Source organism: Candidatus Rhodobacter oscarellae (genome assembly GCF_001078595.1).
Classification (GTDB): Bacteria; Pseudomonadota; Alphaproteobacteria; order Rhodobacterales; family Rhodobacteraceae; genus Rhodobacter_B; species Rhodobacter_B oscarellae.
In genome coordinates this window covers 933,969-949,081 of sequence record NZ_LFTY01000002.1, presented here as the reverse complement: position 1 = coordinate 949,081, position 15,113 = coordinate 933,969, and the positions used below count along the sequence as shown (strand labels likewise).

The window sequence follows — 15,113 nt, the reverse complement described above, 5'->3', positions numbered from 1 at the left end:
GAATCAGGCGCGGCCCTTTTTCGCCATCGGCTTGAACGGCATCACCTTGGCCCCGCCACCATCTTCGGGCGGCTGATCATCCAGCAGATCCATGAAGGATGTCTGGGCAGACATGCCGTTCTTGGCCCGTGCATAGGGTGTGGCCAGCAGTTCGCGTTCCAGCGTCAGTAGCTTGTTTTCATGAAAGGCCCGGCTTTGCTCTTTCCCCGAAAGGTAGTTGCTGGCCGTGGCCTCGAATTCTTCTGCGGCGATTTCAGCAGACAGCCGATCATAGGCCGCGCGGTGCGCAGCGTAGCGAACCACGATGCCGAAGACCGCTTCATCCAGAACCCGATCACGACGCAGAACAGCCAGTAGGCTTTCACCGTGCTTGCGCTCTTCCTCTTCGAAGTGTTCGGGCCATCCACCCAGAAGGGTGACCAGCCGTTCCATGCCTGATGCCGGTGCGGTCATGAGACCCCCCCCTTAAACTTTCACGCGCAAAAATCTGATTACCGCCGCCGGTCCCCTGCGCTCAGGCTGTGGACTTTTGATCCCCCCTACCTGCGCGCCGTTCGGCCCGCTGCTTCTTGATGTCGTGGCAGGTCTTGCACAACGACTGCAGTTCACCGAACCAGAACAAGCCATGATCACCATTGTGCGGGACAACATGGTCCGCGATGGTGGCCAACTGCTTTGAATGCTCCGGGCACAGCGCGCACAAAGGTTCCGCCGCAAGCTGCCGGGCGCGCCGCCCATCCGGGCCGCACCATGCTTTGCGCTTATACCATTTGCGATAGGGAAGACTGGCCCGCTTTGCGTCCGCTGGCCGGTCTCTGTCCCTCTTGTCTTGCGCCGCGTGGGCTTCACAGTATGCCGACCCAAGATCGACCAGCCGGGAACAGCCCGGATGTGCGCAGGGTTTCTTCGGCACTGCAAATCCTTCGATGTGACGGAAGCACCAAACGAAAAACGCCCGACCAGATGTTGGCGGGCGTTCTTGTTGATGATGCACATTTAGTAGGCTGCTGACGTACTAAGCGTCAAGAACTATTTTATAAGCCACTGATCCTATAGTGAAAATCCGCGCTTTAATTGATTCCCTAAAAGACAGGAAGGCACCCAGTTCCGAAATGCGCCACAGATGCCCCGCCGCGCCGCACAGGCCCCATCATCCGGTCAAGGGCTTCGCGCAATGCAACCTGCAACGCCTTGATATGCTTGGCCTGTGCAGTCTCACCTTCCCGAACCCAGCCATGCGCGCGCAAAACATCTGTGATGCTGCCGTCTTCAATGCAGACAATGTCGACCAGCCGCCGGTCCATGATGCTGGCCCGCGACTCTCGATCCGAAGGTCGGATGCGCCGCACCACCATTGCCGACCCGCTGCCGATGCGCTTGCGCAGCACACCGATGCGTTCCCGATCACGCAACACCGCATCCATGAAATCACTGCCACTGCCCGCGCTGCGCTGTGACAGGCTTTCCAGCGATGAACACTTCACACCCGCGCTTTCGTGTTTCTCGACCAGATCCCGATAGAACCGGCCCATAGCCACCTGCGCCGGACTGAACGGGGATGCCCTCTTGTGCCGCGCCGCCATTGCCGCCATCACATCAAAGCTGTCAGCCCGCTGCAGCGTCTTGCGCCCCAGAAAACCAGCCGCCTTCATTTCAAAGTCATCATCGCCTTTCGGATAAGATGCCATCATGTCCAGCATCCGCACAGGTCCACGCGCCGGGGCCATCGGGATTTCCGGTCCAACCTCTGATGGGACAAAGCCCATGGCCCGGACCTCTGCCATCCGCGCGTGTTCTTCAATGCCTGTCTTCCGTTCGATCTGCGTGACCGCCGCCGCAATTCGGTCCCTGTTCATGCTGCTGCCCTTTCTTGTTTTGCTTTGATGATGTCCAGACAGCGCCGCCGCGTGTCCATGTAGCCCTGAAGCCATGCCAGATCGCGCGGGCTGGCCCGGCCATCTTCCCGGTCGCGCTCGACCTGCGCGCGCTTGCGCCTGTTGTCATCAGCCTGTTCGCGGATGCCGATGATGGAATAGTCATTGGGCGGCGCGCCGTATTTCTTCAGATAGAAGAACAGTTCAACCACATAGCCACCGGACAGCGCCGCATCACCCGCACCCGATTGCAGATAGGACCGCACCAGACGGGACTCCGATGCAGGTGGTTCTTGCAGCCGCCGCGCCCAGTTTGTGATCGACACTTCAGCAGGCCAAATGTTTTTCTTCGGACCTTCGGCATAGCGCTCGACAACTTCAGCCAATGCTGCCAGCCGATCTGCAGCCATATAGGCCAGACGCGCTTCCAGACTGTCCAGCATCTTCTGATGATCTTCGACCTTCTGGCCACGCTTGCGCACCATGCCCCTGCTGACCAATGGGTCAATCAGGTTCACCCCGACCCGTTCCTTACCGTCTTTCAGTTCCTGACCTTCCACTGCCCATCCCCCTTTTTCTCTGCAATTCCGACTTATCCACAGGCACAGCCGTTCAAAACTTGGCGCTGCCGGTAATGTCTTTTCTTTTCATTTCTTCTCTTTTCCTTTCAGCCGCGCGGTTTTTGGAAGAAATGAAAACTTCCAAAACAGCCAAATTCCTTCCGCGTTTTTTTTCAAAACTTCCGGCGGAAGGTTTGGGGAAGGTTTAGCGACGTGATGACAGGTCATTCACAGCCTCTTTCACACGCCTCAGCGTGGCGCTGCCGCCCGGATAGTGCTGGGCAATCCAGTCGCTTATGTCATTGACCAAGTCATCGCTGCGGGCGAGATGCGCCATGCTTTGCTGGGCCTTCAGGTGACCAACGATTGTGCCCAGCCGTTTGCGCATCCGATCATCGGCATTCTTGGCGGCATTCGCCCGACTGCCACTGAGCGCATCAAGAACAAAGTCCCTGACAACCGGATGCGCCCAACGGATTTCACCGTTGTCACATTGAGTCAGATACCAGTTCCTAAGCGGCGACAACTCACGCTTCAACAGACTCTGAAACTTGTCAGTCGACATGTGCAGCATGAAGGCCAAATCAGATTCATCGGTTGGCAAAGTGCCGATGGGCGTTTCGTCCTGACACTTGAAGAACAGTTCCATCGCGTAGAAGCCGACTTCAGGGTCTTTATAGGCTTTCTTTCGCGTGTCGCTTCCCCGCCACCGCTTCAGATGCCACGGCAGAAAATAGTGCGCATCCAAACGGTCTGCAGATGAAATCGGATAGATGTCGATGTCATCGGCATCGACAAGCTGAAGGGCACCACCTGAAGCACTCACAGTAGATCCCTCCAATTTCCGGCAATCTGATCATCCAGCGCGTAGGCCAAGTCACAGACAATCGTGCCACCAGCGTCCAAGCCGTAGGTTTCCCACGAGTCAGGATTACGCCCGAACCGGCGCGCAACATGGCCATCCAAGACAAAGCCGAATTGACTGAAGATCGCCCGAACGCGACGGTGCGGACCATGCCACGCAATTCGCCAAAAGGGCGGTTTTGCAAGCAGCCCCATCCAATCAAAAGGATGCGGAAACGCCCGTGACAATTCGTGGTAAAGGCGCTCAATCGCCTGTTGCTCTGCAGCATCCATCACTGCCCCCTTTCTGCTGCGCGGGCTTGCCGATCTGCCAACCATGCGGATTGCACTTGGCTAACATGCCGCCGTGCTGAGCGGGTCAGATCGCGGATGCCCGCGTCATGTTGTTCATATTTGCCCATGCGCCAAATCAGCGCCGACAAGGCCATGCGGTGGCCCCACTTGCGCAATTCTGCCGTGCCTGCGCGCTCACAGGCTGTGCAGCAGTAAATCTGCCAGCTGCGGCGCGGCTCAAATGCTGCCCCGCAGGATGGGTTAAAGCAGATCCCGCCCTGCCATGGGCTGGACGCCGCCAATTCCTGATGCGCGAAAGACCGGAAGTCTTCCGGCTCACTATGCCGTGCCACGGCATTTCCAGTTGTGGGCAGCAGCAGGGTCATAGCGCCAAAGACTCCTGCCGGGCGCTCACAGGCGCGCTGACGGGCATTTCCATCTGGTTGCGTTCTGCTGCTTCCGCGACACGGGCGCAGGCCACATCAAACCACTTTGGGTCTTTCTCGATCCCGATGGCGGCGCGACCCGTTCGGGCTGCGGCCACGATGGTGGACCCAGACCCCATGAACGGGTCGATGACCAGATCACCCGGATCGGTCGAATTGCCCATCCAATACGCCATCAGCGCCACGGGCTTTTCCGTTGCGTGTGGGCGGCGCTGATCTGGCGGCACATCTGCACCCAAAAACAGGTGCGACACATCCTGCTGTGGACAGCGGATCAGTGCCCTTGATGAACAGTCGGTGATGCGCCGGGCGCGGCCCTTATAGAGATACAGCCCGAATTCGCAGTTCGGCATATACCAGCGGTTTGGCGTGGCCGTAAGTTTGACCCAGACCAGCAGGCGGTGGAAGCCAAAGCCTGCCGCATCGAACGCGGCACGGGCGGCACCCTCTTCCCGATCTGACGTCATGATGATAGCATCCGCATCATCGGCCAGCGCACCATAGATCAGCGGGGCCATATCGGCCCATTCGACCATGTCGAACAACTCGCCTGAATTGTCATAGGCATCCTTGGCGAAACAGCCGCCCATTTCGCCCGTGCTATTGCCGCCAGACGTGATGCGATAGGGCGGGTCAGACAGGCATAGCTTGGCGCGTGACTCCAACGCAGGCAGCACATCACGCATGTCACCCAAGATCAGGCGGCAGCTGCCAATGGTGATGTCGCGCTGAATAGCCGCCCTCTCGGGCTGATGCTGCGCATCACCCTGCCGGGCCAACGCTGATCTGTTCAGATCATCTTGCATCACACCAACCCCGCCATCTGGAACTGGCGGCGAACGCCCCACAAAACCCAAGCGCCATCCAGCCCGGCCAAAGCACAGGCCATGAAGAAATCACGCGACCCAAACCAGCGGCGGGCGCTGTCAATCTCATGGGGTCGATCTGCCATGCGTGGCGACACGGCCAAGCGCAGCTGCTCTTCGATCACCGCACACCAAAGCGCCCGGCAAGCGCGCGGGCAAAGGTCATGTTCCATGATCTGATTGGCATTGCGGTCATCAAAACTCACGCGGCACCCCCAATCGCAAGGAAGGCTTGCCTTCGCGTGTGATGACCATGCCTTCGCGAAATACCGTGATGGGCAAGCCAAGCGGACAATCGAACAGAACGAAACACCAGCGGCCATCGGCCAAGCGGCAGACGAAAATGCGCCGCCCACTGCGGCTGACCCGCGCCACAGGGCGCAGCAGCTTCCAGTCTTCCGCCGCCAAGGCATAGGCCAAAGCGCGCCACAGGGTCAGGGCGTCCAGCCCCCCCCCGAAGCGCTCTTCCAGCCGCTTGGCAAAGTGATTGAAGATCCGGCGCTGGCTTTCTGCGGTCGCGGTCATGGCGTTCATTCATCACCCCCGAATTCTTCGCCGGGCTTGATCAGGAACACGCGCCGCTGCGTCCGCAGGGCCTCGCAAACCTCGACCCAAATGCCGTCGCTGTATTCCCAGCCGGAAATCGGCGGCACGATGACGGTGCCGGATGCGTTCAAAAGCGGGCGGCACCAGCCTTCCCAGAACTGCACATCCAGCGGGTCAAGCTGCTGGTCGATGAAATCGGCATGCACCATTTCCACCGCCTGAATGATCGGTGACACGGCGGTGATACCTTCCAGTGCCAATAACCGTGCCCACCGGGCTGCGCGCACCGCACATTCCAGTGACTCGGTCGGGTCAAACTCGCCATCGTCATAGCGGGCAATTTTGGAATAGGGGGTGGCCAGATAGGACAGCCGACCACGACAATGGCTGATCACATCCGCCAGCCGCGCATCCCGGTGAAACAGACAGGCCCCCGCATAAGCATCCAATGCAGGGGCGTCCCAGTTGCGCACATGAGGCAGGTCGAAGTCAGACATCATTCCGCCGCCTCCGCCGCATCAATGATGTCGGTCAGCACCTGACGCGCAGCACGCATATGCGCGATGACTTCCGCGCGCTCTTCCGCTGTCAGGCTTTCGCCGCCGGGGCTTAGGTGTGAAAAAGCCCGGATCAGCGACGAATGGGCTTGCCCACTGGCCACCGTACTTTGCGCCGCCAGTTCCTTCAGGCACCCCGCGCGAACGCCTTCACGGCCCGTGCGTTCGAACATGCGGTTGGTCAGCGGGAAGGCCCCGACAAAGTCTTCGACTGCAACCGCAGCATCAACCGTGACGCCAATCTGACCGGAACACATCTTGCTGACCGTGCCCTTACACCCAACGCCATAGCGGGCCTCCAAAACCGCCGCGACCGCTTCGACGCCGCCAGCGCGGCGAACAAGGCCATCGAAAATGCCGCGCGTTACCGGATCAGCCATCGGAAACCTCGTTTCCTTTGCCGTTCACGCGCAACGCCCGACAATCGGGATATGAGACATCAAGCCCAACCATCATTCCGCCGCCACCTGATCCGTTCCCGCAGGCGCAGGGTTGTCGGCCATGTATTGGCGGATTTTGTTCGCATCCCGATTCAGCGCGGCCAAACGGCGCTGGTGTCGCGCCACATAGCGGCTGTCATTCAGCGCCCGAACACAGACCGTGGACGGCTTCAGGCCCGTCGCGCGGCAATAGTCTTCAAGTTCTTTAATGATCGTTTCATGGGTCATGCCTCCATTTATTGGAAACAAACCCAATCAGTCAATGGGTTCCTTTCCAATGGCCGTTGGAAAACTACCCAAGTAGTATCAGCAGCATGAAAACATTCGCAGAAGCACTTCGGGAACACATTAAACGCACTGGCGCGACAGTCACCCAAATCGCGCGCGGGTCGGGCGTGAACCGTGACGCCCTCTATGCGTTGAAACAGGGCAAATCGCAGAACATGATCGTCGATGACGCAATTCGTGTCGCCAACTACTTCGGGCTTACCGTGGAAGAGTTCATGGGGCTTTCCCCTGCGCAGGTCCGCGACCAGCTTGCGGAACAGATCGACCGCCTGACACCGCAAGAGCAAGCGATACTGGAAGCGTCCTTAACTGCAATTCTCTCTCAGCGCGCCGATGCCGATCAGGTAGCGCCGCAAGATGCAGCGACAGCAAAGCAGCCTGCCGATCAGAAAGGCGACTGATTAATGCTGTGTTGCCGAAACCTTTACGAGAATCTACCATAAACAGAACATTACCAGAACAACCGCAAGAGGCAAACAGATGTCTGCATGCCATGGCTGCTACAATCAATTTAACTTTTCCGACTTAAATTCAAATGGTTACTGCAAGACATGCGCGGAAGAACGCGCACGTATGAAGGAACGCCTTTCCGCCGGGGTGCCGCAGGAAGAGCCAAAACCGAAGCGCCCCACACCGATGACGCGCCAAGAACGTCGCTCCAAAATGGTGATGACAACTGAAGCGGCTTTGGACATTCCGATCACGCGAAGGCTTGGCATCGTCACCGCTGAGGCTGTTGTAGGCATGAACATCATCAAAGACATGATGCAGGAAGTCCGCGACCTAGTAGGCGGTCGCAGCAAGACCCAACAGAGCGCCATGCGCGACATCAAGGAAGAACTGTTCGACCGGCTGCGGGATGATGCAGCCCGCCTGAACGCAGACATGGTTGTCGGTGTGGATCTTCGGTTTTCCGACTTCGGCAGCAGGGGAAACGCCATTCTGGCAACCGCCATCGGCACAGCCGTTCAGGTGCAAAAAGGACTGACCAGCGAATCCCGCAACAACCCACCACAGTAAACTGAAAGTGCGGATTTTGGGATCATTCCCAATTTAGGATTGACATTGGGAACATTCCCAATCTAGTTTCGGCCTCACCTAGTCGGAGGCCAACATGCGTTTTCATAACCCCAGCATACCACAGCGACAGGCTGACGCCCGGTCGATCATCACCGACCCAAAGCCAGACCATACGGCCAGCTTGCGCCTTCTGGCATGGGCAACCCTGAAAGCAGAGCGCGGCCAGACCGTTTGCCAGCGCCGCCTTCAGACCAAGCCAATCCAAGCAGATCGGCAGGTGGCGTGATGTCCAAACGCAAGCCCCTGAATGACACCGCCGGATATGTGGCAAGCCTTAAAACGCCATTTGGCTATGTCATGATCACCGACCGCGACAAGGGCGGCGATTGGATCGACAGCGAAGAACGCTGGGTGGTTTCCGCTTTCGATCATCAGTTGGCAAATCTGGCCTTGATCGAAGCCAGCAGTCTGCGGCGCGCCCGCGAGATCATGAAGGACGCCCGCCGGGATGGCTTTGCCACCGACTGGATCGACTTTTCGGAGGCAGCATAATGACCGATCTGCCCCAGTCCGCCCGCTTCTGGATGATCTGCCGGAAACCCACCGGCCCACAATCCAAGACCGAACCGCGCGCCCGGTATGAAACGCGCGCCGACGCCGCTGAAGCCGCACAGAAGGTGGCCGATCAGACTGGCAAGCGGATGCTCATTCTTGAACCCGTGGGTGAAATCGCACCCCGCGACAAAAATCAGGGGAACTTGCTATGAGTTTTCACGCCCAATTTGACCGCCTGCATGCCTTTTTACTGAACCTCGAATGCCTCGACATGGCAGGCCAGCGCGATGCGTTCATGAACGAAGTCATGGAAAGCGGTGGCAGCTATGTGCCCCCTGCTGGCGATGACTGGTCCAGCCATCTGTTCGAAATCTCATTGCATGGCGTGGTGGCCTATGGGTCATCCGAAGATGAAGCCATCCGCAACTGGAAGAAAGTCGCCCGCGCGCAGGTGCCGCTGGTCGAAGATGATGGCTTCATCACGGTCCACCCACCGTTCCCCAATCCGCGCAACCACGCGGAAGAGATTGCCAACGCCCAAGCGGCGGTTGGCGCAGGTGCATCCTGATGGGTGCGCATTTCCGATTTCTCCCAACCGGCGACCGCCTGTTTGCAGGTAAACTGGCCGGGCGCGGTCTGCTCGACGTGCCCGGCCTCTTTTCCTCAATCCGTCGCGGGCGTTTGGGACACGCCCCAGCCGGGGCGCGCGCAGCTGCCACCACTCACGATGAAACCCTGCGCGCGCCCACATTGGCGGTCGACAAAACCGCGACATTCCACTGCCCTTTGTGGCCGGGGTGCGGATGCCCCGGCGGAATGATGCGCCCGGAATGCCCCGGCCTGAAAGCACGGGTGGGTGTGGAATGAATGCACCTGTCCGCAAACGCTTTGACGACATGGACCCGGCCCAACAGGCAGGCATCCTGTGCAATGACCCACGCTTTCAGCAATTCGCAGCCAGCCGCTGCGGCATGCGCGGCCAGCAGTTCAGCACCAGCGCTGCCGCGCAATATCTGCGCGACTGCTGCCAGATCGACAGCCGCAAGCAGCTGACCACCAGCGAAGCGGCCCAACAGAAGTTCCAGATCCTGCGCACCGAATTCGACGCATGGACCGGCAAAATCGCAACCCCACGATAGAAAGGACCACGCCCGTGATGGCCAAAAAGAAAGATGAATCCGCCGAAGTTGTCGTGTCAGACGCACACGACCCCTATGCAATCCGCACCATTGAACACCTGTTCTCACTGTTCGATGGCGGCGATTTCCTTGCCGAAGTGCTGGAAGGGCACCGCCAGCTGCAGATTGACATGCTGGAACACAAGGAACTGCACGGCACCAAAGGTTGCAAAGGGTCCATGACCATCACCGTCAACTATGCGCTTGGCAAACAGGGTGACGTGGACATGGGCGCGACCGTCAATTTCAACGCCCCCAAAGCACCCCCTGCATCCGCATCGGCCTTCATCGACGAAAACGGGCAGATGACACTCTACAGCCCGCTCATGAAGCGCATGCACGGCGGTGTGCGCGATGTCACCCCGCACGACCCGGAAACGGGCGAAGTGCGCGACGTTTAACCCCGAAAACCAACCCCAAAAAAGGAACTGACCATGTCAGACAAGACTGAAATTCCGCAAATCCAGATGTCCACCGAAGGTGAGGTTGTCCGCGACCTTATGGCGGACATCGGACACCATGACCCCATCGAAACACCCGAAGGGCTGGACCTTACCAAATCGCACCTGATCACGCTTCCAAACCACCGGAAGGTCGAAAACCTCTTCGACGATCACCAAGCGGCGGCAGAGTTTCTGAAGCCCGCCCGGCGCAAAGGCACGGCCCGCTTTGCCGATCTGCAAAGCATCATCGCATGGGCCAACCGCTTCAAAGGCGACACATCGGCGCTGTTTGCCAATCCCGACATGGAAGCGCCGACGCTGACCTGCATTGCGGACTATCACGCCGCTGGCGCGGTCGACGTGACCACGGCTACAGGTGATGCCAGCGCGCGCCATTGCCACCCGCGGGCCATCTATGACTTTCCGCTGTCGGAAGAGTGGAAGGCATGGATGGGCGTGTCAGGTGAACCGCTCAAGAAAGACAATCTGGGCGAATTCATCGAAGCATGGTCCAGAACAACGCGGGGCGGCACCCAGTTCGACGGATTTCAGCTACTGGACAGCTGACCCAGCTGCTGGCGATGTCCAAGCAGTTTCAGGTGCATGAAACCAGCAACCTGACGGTAAAGACCAACCGGGACAGCGGTGAACAGGAAATCCAGTTTGTCAATGAACACAAAGCCCCGGACGGCAAGCCGCTGCAAATCCCGAGCATATCATCATCGCCATCCCCGTCTTCATGGGCGGCGCGCCTTATCGGATGCCTGTGCGCTTCCGCTATCGCAAGCTGGGCGGCGAAGTGCGGTTCATCCTGTCGATCTTCAATCCCGAAAAAGCGTTCGAAGCCGCCTTCAAGGAAGCGGTCGAAGCCGCAACCACCGAAACCGATCTGCCCACATTCATGGGCACCCCCGAAAGCTGATTTCTCTTTCTGGCCCCCCGGCAACGGGGGCCAGCGACGGAAATCAGAAAGGAATAGAGCAATGGGCAAACCGGCCTTCGTCCTCGACGCGGCCCGCATGTTCCGGGCAATGAAGATCGCCAGCGCAGACCCTTCACGTCACTTCCTTCAGGGGGTGCGCATCGAACCTATCGACGGCGGCGGCGTTTGGATGATCGCCACCAATGGCGCAATCATGCTGATTCAGCGCGATAGCGAAGGGCATGCAGATCACGCGGCCACCTTGGCTGTAACAGCACCGAAGGTTGAACCCATCTTTCACGATGATGGAACCTTCGAAGGCGACTATCACTGGTGCGGCGCTGAAATCGCTGTGGCCGCACTGGAACCCGGTGAAACCGTAGCCGCATCGGCAAGCTGGCAGATCGGATCGCCCAGCCCGCACGTCCTTGTCGAACGGCTGGAGGACAAATTCCCCGACTGGCGCAAAGCGATAGGAAAACCCGCAAAAAGGGACACGATGGGCCGTAAGTTTGACCCAAGGCAGGATGCAAACGGCGGCTTCATAACCCGATACCTCGATCCTCTGATCGACAATCGCCACTCATTTCGACTGCACGGCAATCTGGATGACATGAATCAGATGTTTCTGACCTATGCCGACGATACAGATAGCCTTGGCGTCTTGATGAAATGCGAAATCCGTGGCGAGAAGTGCCAACCAGACGCCATGCTGACAGCCATTGGGCGCAGTGATCTGGTTGCCGCGAAAACGGTTCACTGATCGCCATGGTCAAGACAGTCGAAATCGGCCACGAAGATGATCAGATGATCAACCAACTGGAAGCCAACATGGCCCAGTTCCTGATGGCCTATTCTGCGGCAACAGGCATCAACTACTGGTCATTGATGCTGATGGTTTTCGACATCAGCCATGGCGCACTGGCCCATGTCGACCGGCCCGCCACAGCCTCATTGCTGGACGCCACGGCGAAGATGACCAAGGCCAAGGCAAACCCGCCCGCGCTGATCGACCGCCGCCGCAAGGCCATGATCCGCCTTCTGGAACGGGGCGATTTTCTGTCATCCGCACCGCAAGGAACAGCCTGATGAACACCGCATTCCTTCTGATGGCCAAATACAACGGCACACCGATCATCCCGGCGCAGCAGGTGTGCGATGACTTCTTTCCGCACCTGACGCTGGTGAAGTTCCTGCGGAAGATCAGCGATGGCCAGATCCCGCTTCCACTGGTGCGCATAGAAGCCAGCCAGAAGAGCGCCAAGGGCGTCCACCTGCAGGACTTGGCCGAATACCTCGACGCGCGCCGTAGCGAAGCACAGCGCGAATTCCAGCAGATGTATGGGTGAAAACTTGACGCAACACATCGTCAATATCAGTGGCGGGAAAGATAGTGCGTCCTGCTACATGCTGGCCATTATGCGCGGGAAGCCCTTCAGGGCAGTGACAGCGGACACCGGCCACGAAAACGAAATCACATATGATTGGATCAGCAAGCTATCCGCGCGGACGGGTGGCCCTGAAGTCGAAGTGGCCAAAGCTGATTTCTCAGATCGCATCGCGCGAAAGCGGACCTTGGTTCAAACCAAATGGGTTTCCGAAGGTGTTGCAGATGAAATCATTCAGGCTGCGCTGGATGTTTTGCACCCCACCGGCATTCCCTTCTTGGACCTGTGCATCTGGAAGGGCCGCTTTCCTTCTGTCAAAGGGCAATTCTGCACAGAACACCTGAAAGCAGAACCAATTTTTGATCAGGTGTTCGCCCCAGCCCTAGCGCAAGGGAATGTGGTGTCATGGCAGGGTGAACGCCGCGCCGAAAGCCCAAACCGCGCAAAACTGCCGCGCCACCACCGCGTCAGATATGGCGGATTAGCCGATCTGCACATCTGGCGACCCATTTTACATTGGTCCGCCGCCAACACGTTTGCGCTGCATGACTATTTCGGACTGCAACCCAATCCCTTGTATCGGATGGGAATGGGCCGGGTCGGATGCTTCCCTTGCATCAACGCACAAAAAGGCGAACTGGCCGCTATCTTTAAGCGCTTTCCTGATGTGCTAGAAAAGCTGCGCCAGTTTGAGTTGCTGGTCTCGAAGGCCAGCAAGCGCGGCCAAGCAACCTTCTATGCCGCCTCGACCACCCCACAGGGAAAACGCCTTGTAGCAGCGCAGAAACAGGGGCTGCGCCTTGATGAACATCTGCCCGGCATTGATGACATCGAAGCATGGTCCAGAACAACGCGGGGCGGCACCCAGTTCGACGGATTTCAGCTACTGGACAGCGACAGCCTGTGCAGCAGCCAATACGGCCTATGCGAATGAAATTGGCAGATTGCCCCAGCTTCACCTACCGAATCTGGATTGCAGGTGACTACGCAACCGCTCACGCGGCCTGCAGGGCCTTCTGCATGAAAGGCTTTTGCGTCAGCCTTCAGGCAACAGATTACATCTACACGATGGGCGCGGAAGCGGGCATCTGCATCACCCTGATCAACTACCCCCGCTTCCCGGCAGATCAGGAAAGCATCGAAACCACTGCAATCGAACTGGGTCATCACCTTTGTGAAAGCCTTCATCAAGATACCGTAATGGGCCTCGGCGCGAATCTCGGTCGTTACGCTTGAAGCGGTGTCGCAGAGAGGGTGTCGTTGCCCTTTGATACGCATGATGCGTGTCTACGAGGTCTTGCCAGATGGCGCGCCTCAATTCCAAAGAATAGAAAGGACAACGACATGGATATCTTTATCGGACTGGACGTCTCTCTGGCAAGCACGGCTGTTTGCGTGCTCGGTGATCGCGGCAAGATCCTGAAGGAAACTGACGTCGCCAGCGAGCCGGAAGTGTTGGTCAGCTTCCTCAAGGCCTTGCCCTGCGAGATTACCGGGATTGGCCTGGAAGCGGGTCCACTGTCCCAATGGCTTCACAAGGGGCTGACCGAGGCCGGGCTACCCGCGATCCTGATGGAAACGCGGCAAGTGAAGGCGGCGCTGAAAGCAAGCCCGATCAAGACGGATCGGCGGGATGCACAGGGGATCGCGCATCTCCTGCAGATGGGTTGGTTCAGCGCCGTGCACTGCAAGTCGGTTCCTGCTCAGGAAACACGCGTGTTGCTGACGGCGCGCAAGGCGATCCAGAAGGTACTGATCCAGTTGGAACTGTCGGTGCGGGGCGTGTTGCGCAACTTTGGCCTGAAGATGGGACCCGTCTCGAAAGGTCGCTATGACCAGCGGGTCAGGGACCTGGCGGCGGGCAATACTGTGCTGAAAGCGGCTATTGAGCCGATCCTGCGTGCCCGCGCAGAGCTGCGAAGGGAACTTGCGGGGTTCGAGAAGATGGTGCGCGATCAGGCGAAGATCGATCCGATCTGTCGCCTGCTGATGACCATGCCCGGTGTGGGTGCCGTCGTTGCGCTGACGGTGAAGGCCGCGATCGATGATCCCACACGCTTCAAACGATCTCGTGATGTTGGCCCCTGGGTCGGGCTGACGCCGGGGCGGGATGAATCCGGCGAGCGGTCCATTGTGGGCGCGATCACCAAGGTCGGAGACGCAGGTCTCCGGGCGGCGCTCTACCAGGCGGCCAACGTGATGCTGCATCATGGCGGCCCGAACTGGCTCAAGTCCTGGGCGCTGCGCCTTGCCGAGCGTCGTGGGAAGAGACGTGCCACCGTGGCGCTGGCCCGTCGCATCGGCGTGGTGCTGCACCGGATGTGGGTGGATGGAACCGGGTTCCGCTTCACCCGTGACGAGGCGATGGCGCTCCGGCAGAACGCCTGAGCGCCCCGCATCCATGATTGAAATGTTTTCAGCACAAGGAGCGTTCGGCCGCACCTGACGGTGCCGGCCCACCAGTGTCCCAGCCGGGACGCGGTCCCCGATGATGTACGCAAGCTGCCATCTGCCGACCCGTTCCAGGGTTGAGCGCGCCCTGAAGATCGACACTCGGGAGCCGAACCGGACAAGGTATGAAGTTGGCAGCCATTGCGCTGACCACGGACGGAAGCACGAGCCCGGCGCAGACACATCACGGTGAGCAGGCATGCCGACAGGCGAGGCCAACAACACTGGCATATTCCCCATCGCCACAGCACAATCACTCCGCTGTGAACCTCACTGCGCCTGGCAGGCACCCCGGAAACCTTCGTCGGTTCCCGGGTTTTTGAGGGTGAAAACGCTGTCCTTGACATCAACTGGCCCATTACGGAAGGCAGCTTCACTGTAGAAGGACCAGCCCGAACCCGGTGGTTCAGCAGGCGACCGCAGGACCAATAAACAGCAATTT

26 protein-coding genes and 1 pseudogene are annotated in these 15,113 nt (G+C 58.8%); 15 read left to right on the top strand and 12 right to left on the bottom strand.

What is annotated here, in order from left to right; genetic code table 11:
* Window positions 1-3 precede the first annotated feature (3 nt).
* The 12 genes from AIOL_RS09535 to AIOL_RS09485 all read right to left on the bottom strand — a co-directional run bounded on the left by AIOL_RS09535 (window position 4) and on the right by AIOL_RS09485 (window position 6,654).
* Window positions 4-453 (bottom strand): hypothetical protein, encoded by a 450-nt coding sequence (locus AIOL_RS09535; RefSeq protein ID WP_152912452.1) that lies wholly within the window; start codon window positions 451-453, stop codon window positions 4-6.
* A 629-nt stretch (window positions 454-1,082) separates the two neighbouring features.
* Window positions 1,083-1,856, bottom strand: coding sequence for a hypothetical protein (locus AIOL_RS09530; protein ID WP_049642766.1), 774 nt, complete (start codon window positions 1,854-1,856; stop codon window positions 1,083-1,085).
* A complete protein-coding gene (locus AIOL_RS09525) occupies window positions 1,853-2,434 on the bottom strand; it encodes a hypothetical protein (RefSeq protein WP_152912451.1) in 582 nt (193 codons plus the stop codon). Before AIOL_RS09525 ends, AIOL_RS09530 begins: the two co-directional genes overlap by 4 nt.
* A 205-nt stretch (window positions 2,435-2,639) precedes the next feature.
* Entirely contained in the window at window positions 2,640-3,260 is a 621-nt protein-coding gene (locus AIOL_RS09520) for a hypothetical protein (RefSeq protein ID WP_049642764.1), read from the bottom strand.
* Window positions 3,257-3,571, bottom strand: coding sequence for a hypothetical protein (locus tag AIOL_RS09515; protein WP_049642763.1), 315 nt, complete (start codon window positions 3,569-3,571; stop codon window positions 3,257-3,259). Before AIOL_RS09515 ends, AIOL_RS09520 begins: the two co-directional genes overlap by 4 nt.
* Window positions 3,571-3,957 (bottom strand): hypothetical protein, encoded by a 387-nt coding sequence (locus AIOL_RS24975; RefSeq protein ID WP_152912450.1) that lies wholly within the window; start codon window positions 3,955-3,957, stop codon window positions 3,571-3,573. The genes AIOL_RS09515 and AIOL_RS24975 overlap by 1 nt, the downstream gene beginning before the upstream one ends.
* On the bottom strand, window positions 3,954-4,823 hold the full coding sequence (locus AIOL_RS09510) for a DNA-methyltransferase (protein WP_049642762.1): 870 nt from the start codon (window positions 4,821-4,823) through the stop codon (window positions 3,954-3,956). Before AIOL_RS09510 ends, AIOL_RS24975 begins: the two co-directional genes overlap by 4 nt.
* Entirely contained in the window at window positions 4,823-5,056 is a 234-nt protein-coding gene (locus AIOL_RS09505) for a hypothetical protein (RefSeq protein WP_152912449.1), read from the bottom strand. Before AIOL_RS09505 ends, AIOL_RS09510 begins: the two co-directional genes overlap by 1 nt.
* A gap of 22 nt (window positions 5,057-5,078) precedes the next feature.
* The gene (locus AIOL_RS09500) at window positions 5,079-5,417 is read right to left on the bottom strand and encodes a hypothetical protein (RefSeq protein WP_049642760.1); all 339 of its coding nucleotides are present in this window, start codon (window positions 5,415-5,417) and stop codon (window positions 5,079-5,081) included.
* Window positions 5,414-5,926, bottom strand: coding sequence for a DUF1937 family protein (locus AIOL_RS09495; protein WP_235438949.1), 513 nt, complete (start codon window positions 5,924-5,926; stop codon window positions 5,414-5,416). The genes AIOL_RS09500 and AIOL_RS09495 overlap by 4 nt, the downstream gene beginning before the upstream one ends.
* The gene (locus tag AIOL_RS09490; protein ID WP_049642758.1) at window positions 5,926-6,366 is read right to left on the bottom strand and encodes a hypothetical protein; all 441 of its coding nucleotides are present in this window, start codon (window positions 6,364-6,366) and stop codon (window positions 5,926-5,928) included. Before AIOL_RS09490 ends, AIOL_RS09495 begins: the two co-directional genes overlap by 1 nt.
* A gap of 72 nt (window positions 6,367-6,438) precedes the next feature.
* A complete protein-coding gene (locus AIOL_RS09485) occupies window positions 6,439-6,654 on the bottom strand; it encodes a hypothetical protein (protein ID WP_049642757.1) in 216 nt (71 codons plus the stop codon).
* Between the two features lie 86 nt (window positions 6,655-6,740).
* Between AIOL_RS09485 and AIOL_RS09480 the strand changes: the two genes are divergently transcribed.
* The 15 genes and pseudogenes from AIOL_RS09480 (at window position 6,741) to AIOL_RS09410 (ending at window position 14,608) form a co-directional block, all read left to right on the top strand.
* Window positions 6,741-7,115, top strand: a complete 375-nt coding sequence (locus AIOL_RS09480) for a helix-turn-helix domain-containing protein (protein WP_049642756.1) — start codon at window positions 6,741-6,743, stop codon at window positions 7,113-7,115.
* A 172-nt stretch (window positions 7,116-7,287) separates the two neighbouring features.
* Window positions 7,288-7,734, top strand: a complete 447-nt coding sequence (locus AIOL_RS09475) for a YbjQ family protein (protein WP_049642755.1) — start codon at window positions 7,288-7,290, stop codon at window positions 7,732-7,734.
* A gap of 195 nt (window positions 7,735-7,929) precedes the next feature.
* On the top strand, window positions 7,930-8,286 hold the full coding sequence (locus AIOL_RS09470) for a hypothetical protein (protein WP_152912448.1): 357 nt from the start codon (window positions 7,930-7,932) through the stop codon (window positions 8,284-8,286).
* The gene (locus AIOL_RS09465; RefSeq protein WP_049642753.1) at window positions 8,286-8,501 is read left to right on the top strand and encodes a hypothetical protein; all 216 of its coding nucleotides are present in this window, start codon (window positions 8,286-8,288) and stop codon (window positions 8,499-8,501) included. The genes AIOL_RS09470 and AIOL_RS09465 overlap by 1 nt, the downstream gene beginning before the upstream one ends.
* Complete coding sequence (locus AIOL_RS09460) at window positions 8,498-8,857, top strand: hypothetical protein (RefSeq protein WP_053101227.1); 360 nt, start codon at window positions 8,498-8,500, stop codon at window positions 8,855-8,857. The genes AIOL_RS09465 and AIOL_RS09460 overlap by 4 nt, the downstream gene beginning before the upstream one ends.
* Window positions 8,858-9,185: 328 nt before the next feature.
* The gene (locus AIOL_RS09455; RefSeq protein ID WP_235438947.1) at window positions 9,186-9,428 is read left to right on the top strand and encodes a hypothetical protein; all 243 of its coding nucleotides are present in this window, start codon (window positions 9,186-9,188) and stop codon (window positions 9,426-9,428) included.
* A 17-nt stretch (window positions 9,429-9,445) separates the two neighbouring features.
* Complete coding sequence (locus AIOL_RS09450) at window positions 9,446-9,868, top strand: hypothetical protein (protein WP_049642751.1); 423 nt, start codon at window positions 9,446-9,448, stop codon at window positions 9,866-9,868.
* A gap of 33 nt (window positions 9,869-9,901) precedes the next feature.
* Window positions 9,902-10,477 carry a DUF2303 family protein gene (locus tag AIOL_RS09445; protein ID WP_082152503.1) on the top strand — a complete coding sequence of 192 codons (576 nt, stop codon included), beginning with the start codon at window positions 9,902-9,904 and terminating at the stop codon, window positions 10,475-10,477.
* 142 nt (window positions 10,478-10,619) lie between these two features.
* Window positions 10,620-10,832: pseudogene (locus AIOL_RS25710) on the top strand (DUF2303 family protein); the annotation flags it as partial.
* A gap of 61 nt (window positions 10,833-10,893) precedes the next feature.
* A complete protein-coding gene (locus AIOL_RS25705) occupies window positions 10,894-11,595 on the top strand; it encodes a hypothetical protein (RefSeq protein WP_049642748.1) in 702 nt (233 codons plus the stop codon).
* Window positions 11,596-11,639: 44 nt separating this feature from the next.
* On the top strand, window positions 11,640-11,921 hold the full coding sequence (locus AIOL_RS09430) for a hypothetical protein (protein ID WP_152912446.1): 282 nt from the start codon (window positions 11,640-11,642) through the stop codon (window positions 11,919-11,921).
* Entirely contained in the window at window positions 11,921-12,181 is a 261-nt protein-coding gene (locus AIOL_RS09425) for a pyocin activator PrtN family protein (RefSeq protein WP_049642746.1), read from the top strand. The genes AIOL_RS09430 and AIOL_RS09425 overlap by 1 nt, the downstream gene beginning before the upstream one ends.
* Window positions 12,174-13,154, top strand: a complete 981-nt coding sequence (locus AIOL_RS09420; protein WP_049642745.1) for a phosphoadenosine phosphosulfate reductase domain-containing protein — start codon at window positions 12,174-12,176, stop codon at window positions 13,152-13,154. Before AIOL_RS09425 ends, AIOL_RS09420 begins: the two co-directional genes overlap by 8 nt.
* On the top strand, window positions 13,151-13,456 hold the full coding sequence (locus AIOL_RS09415) for a hypothetical protein (RefSeq protein WP_049642744.1): 306 nt from the start codon (window positions 13,151-13,153) through the stop codon (window positions 13,454-13,456). Before AIOL_RS09420 ends, AIOL_RS09415 begins: the two co-directional genes overlap by 4 nt.
* A gap of 108 nt (window positions 13,457-13,564) precedes the next feature.
* Entirely contained in the window at window positions 13,565-14,608 is a 1,044-nt protein-coding gene (locus AIOL_RS09410) for an IS110 family transposase (protein WP_049641827.1), read from the top strand.
* Window positions 14,609-15,113 lie beyond the last annotated feature (505 nt).